The 2,646-nt window shown below is 71.7% G+C and carries 3 protein-coding genes and 2 pseudogenes; 1 reads left to right on the top strand and 4 read right to left on the bottom strand.

Annotated features, from left to right (window positions below):
* Positions 1–284, top strand: a pseudogene (locus tag AOK24_RS51155) (D-alanyl-D-alanine carboxypeptidase family protein); the annotation flags it as partial.
* Between the two features lie 248 nt (positions 285–532).
* Here the strand turns inward: AOK24_RS51155 and AOK24_RS25790 are convergent.
* The 4 genes and pseudogenes from AOK24_RS25790 to AOK24_RS25800 all read right to left on the bottom strand — a co-directional run.
* Entirely contained in the window at positions 533–1,273 is a 741-nt protein-coding gene (locus AOK24_RS25790) for an SDR family oxidoreductase (protein ID WP_055722456.1), read from the bottom strand.
* The coding region (locus tag AOK24_RS51160; protein WP_240554123.1) for a small ribosomal subunit Rsm22 family protein at positions 1,270–1,469 on the bottom strand (200 nt) is incomplete at its 5' end. The genes AOK24_RS51160 and AOK24_RS25790, both read right to left, overlap by 4 nt.
* A gap of 2 nt (positions 1,470–1,471) precedes the next feature.
* Positions 1,472–2,253, bottom strand: a pseudogene (locus AOK24_RS25795) (small ribosomal subunit Rsm22 family protein); the annotation flags it as partial.
* Between the two features lie 57 nt (positions 2,254–2,310).
* On the bottom strand, positions 2,311–2,646 hold a 336-nt coding region (locus AOK24_RS25800; protein WP_159051981.1), incomplete at its 5' end, for a serine hydrolase.

Consider the following 2,646-nt stretch of genomic DNA (forward strand, 5'->3'; position numbering starts at 1 on the left):
TCAACGCTGTGTACGAGGAGGCGCGCACCCTCCTCGACTGGGGCTTCGCGCAAGGGAGTTCGGCGAAGGCGGTCGGGACGCTCGCGGAGCCCCTCAGCGAGGGCGGCGCGAAGGTGTCGCACAACTCGCCGCACGGCGCGGCCGGTTCGGCGGGGACAGCGGTCGATGACGACAGCATGGGCTGGACGCTGCCGGTCGGAGGCGTCGTCGCGGGGGCCCTGCTCGGCGGCGTGTACGCCCTGCGCAACCGCCGCGCCAAGAAGGCCGCCCCCGAAGGGAGTTGAGCCACCGCCCCGTTGCAGCAGACGCCCCACGGCCCGGTGCGCACCTCGCGGTTCCCCGCGAGGCCCACCCCCACCCGGTGCCGTGGGGCGACTGCTTTCTCCCCCCTCGGAATGGTCTGCGGAACTCCCCCACCCAAGTGTGAAGTTCTCGTGTAGAAGAGTTGAGCATAGTTCCGCCAACCACCGCAATAGGGCGGACGAATCAGTTCCGCTTGTGTGGGGTCAACAGGCCCCCGCCCGCAGGGGGTTCAGCCCCGCCCGACGTACGGCATCCCCGTCGCCAGCACCGTCACGAACTGCATGTTCGCCTCCAACGGCAGCTCCGCCATGTGCCGCACGGTGCGCGCCACATCCGCGACGTCCATCACCGGCTCCGGCACGACCTCCCCGTTCGCCTGGAGCACCCCCGCCCGCATCCGGTCCGTCATATCGGTCGCCGCGTTGCCGATGTCGATCTGACTCACCGCGATGCCGTACGAACGCCCGTCCAGCGCAAGGGACTTGGTGAGCCCGGTCATCGCATGCTTGGTCGCGGTGTACGGCGCGGACTGCGGCCGAGGCGTGTGCGCGGAGATGGAACCGTTGTTGATGATCCGACCCCCTTGCGGGGCTTGCGACTTCATCAGCCGGTACGCCGAACGCGCGCACAGGAACGCCCCGTTGAGATTCGTGTCCACGACATGCCGCCACGCGTCGTACGACAGCTCCTCGAACGGCACGCCACCGGGCCCGAACGTCCCCGCGTTGTTGAAGAGCAGGCCGAGCCGCCCCGGTACGGCACCGAAGACGCGCTCCACGTCCTCCTCGCGCGCCACGTCCGCCCGCATCACCCGGCAGGCCGAGTCCGGCGTCAGCGCCGCCGTCTCCTCCAGCTTCTCGACCCGGCGCCCCACCAGCACCAACGACCACCCCGCACGCCCGAGTTCGACGGCGACGGCCCGCCCGATGCCCGAACCGGCACCGGTCACCACTGCGACTTTGGAGTTCATGCCTCCGCAGCGTAGGCGGACCCCGGCGGCCAGGGATCACCCCACTCCGCGTCCCGCGCCGCCTTGTACAGGTCGCCGTGCCGCTTCGTCACGGTCGTCCGCCCCAGCTCGCCCCCGGCGGAGCACAGGTCGAGCAGCACCTGCCCCTTGCGGATCTGCGGGCGCCGTACCACCCGGGAGGTAGCCGGGTACGCCTNNGCCGCGACATACGCGAACTTCTCGTCCTCGTACGGCAGCGAACCCCCCTTGACCTGCCGGTGCAGCGAGGAACGGCTCACCCGCGCCGAGAAGTGGCACCAGTCCTTGCCCGGGACGATGGGACAGGCGGCACTGTGCGGACAGGGCGCCGCGATGGTGTAACCGCTTGCGATCAGCTGGTCCCGCGCCTCGATGATCCGCCCGTACCCGTCCGGCGTGCCCGCCTCGACGATCACCACGGCAGCCGCCCCGCTCACCCCGGCGAGCAGTGCGGAGCGGTCGGCCGGCGTCAGCTCGTTGAGGACGTACGACACCGTCACCAGGTCCGTCCCCTCGGGCACCCGCAGCGCCGAACCGATCCGCGCCCGCTCCCAACGCACCCCGGACAGCGCGGAGTTGGCCGCCGCGATCTCCCGACCCAGCGCGAGCGCCGGCTCGGCCCAGTCCAGCACCGTCACGTCCCGCACGCCGGGCCACACCGACTCCACGGCCCACGTCGCCGCGCCGGTCCCGCCCCCCACGTCCACATGACTCCCCGGCTCCCACCCCGGAACCGTCTCAGCAAACGCTTCCAGCGCCGAGCACACGGCCTCGAACGTCGCCGGCATCCGGTACGCGGCATACGCGGCGACATCCGCACGGTCCCGCAGGATCGGCGCGGACGTCGGCGTCACGCCCCGATAACTCGCGATCAGCCGCTCCACCGCCTGAGCCGCCTGCCGGGGCGGCAGCCCGTCGAGGAGCGAGTCAAGGGCGGTACGGAGGGATTCGGTCGAGTTCACGCAGAGATTCTCTCAGGTCGGGAGCGCTGCTCGGGCCGCACGGAACTCCGGCGCCGCTCACCCTCCGAACCCCCGCACCGCCCGGGCCAGCCTCGTCCCCGCTCGGGCCCTCGGGCCGCTCCCGCCCTGTCTCCGCCGTGGATGCCCCGTGTTCGCCAGCAGTACCAGAAACGTGTCCGTGGCCCGGTCGACCACCAGCGACGTCCCCGTGAACCCCGTGTGCCCCGCCGCTCCCCGCCCCGCCAACCCCCCCATGAACCACGCCTGATCGACCGCGAACCCCAGCCCGGGCCGGTCCAGCAGCAGGTCCACGTAGTCCGCGCCGAGGATGCGCGCCGTCCCGTACGACCCCCCGTTCAGCAGGGTCCGGCAGAACACGGCGAGGTCCTGCCC

Origin of the sequence: Streptomyces niveiscabiei (genome assembly GCF_001419795.1) — a bacterium.
Taxonomy (GTDB): domain Bacteria; phylum Actinomycetota; class Actinomycetes; order Streptomycetales; family Streptomycetaceae; genus Streptomyces; species Streptomyces niveiscabiei.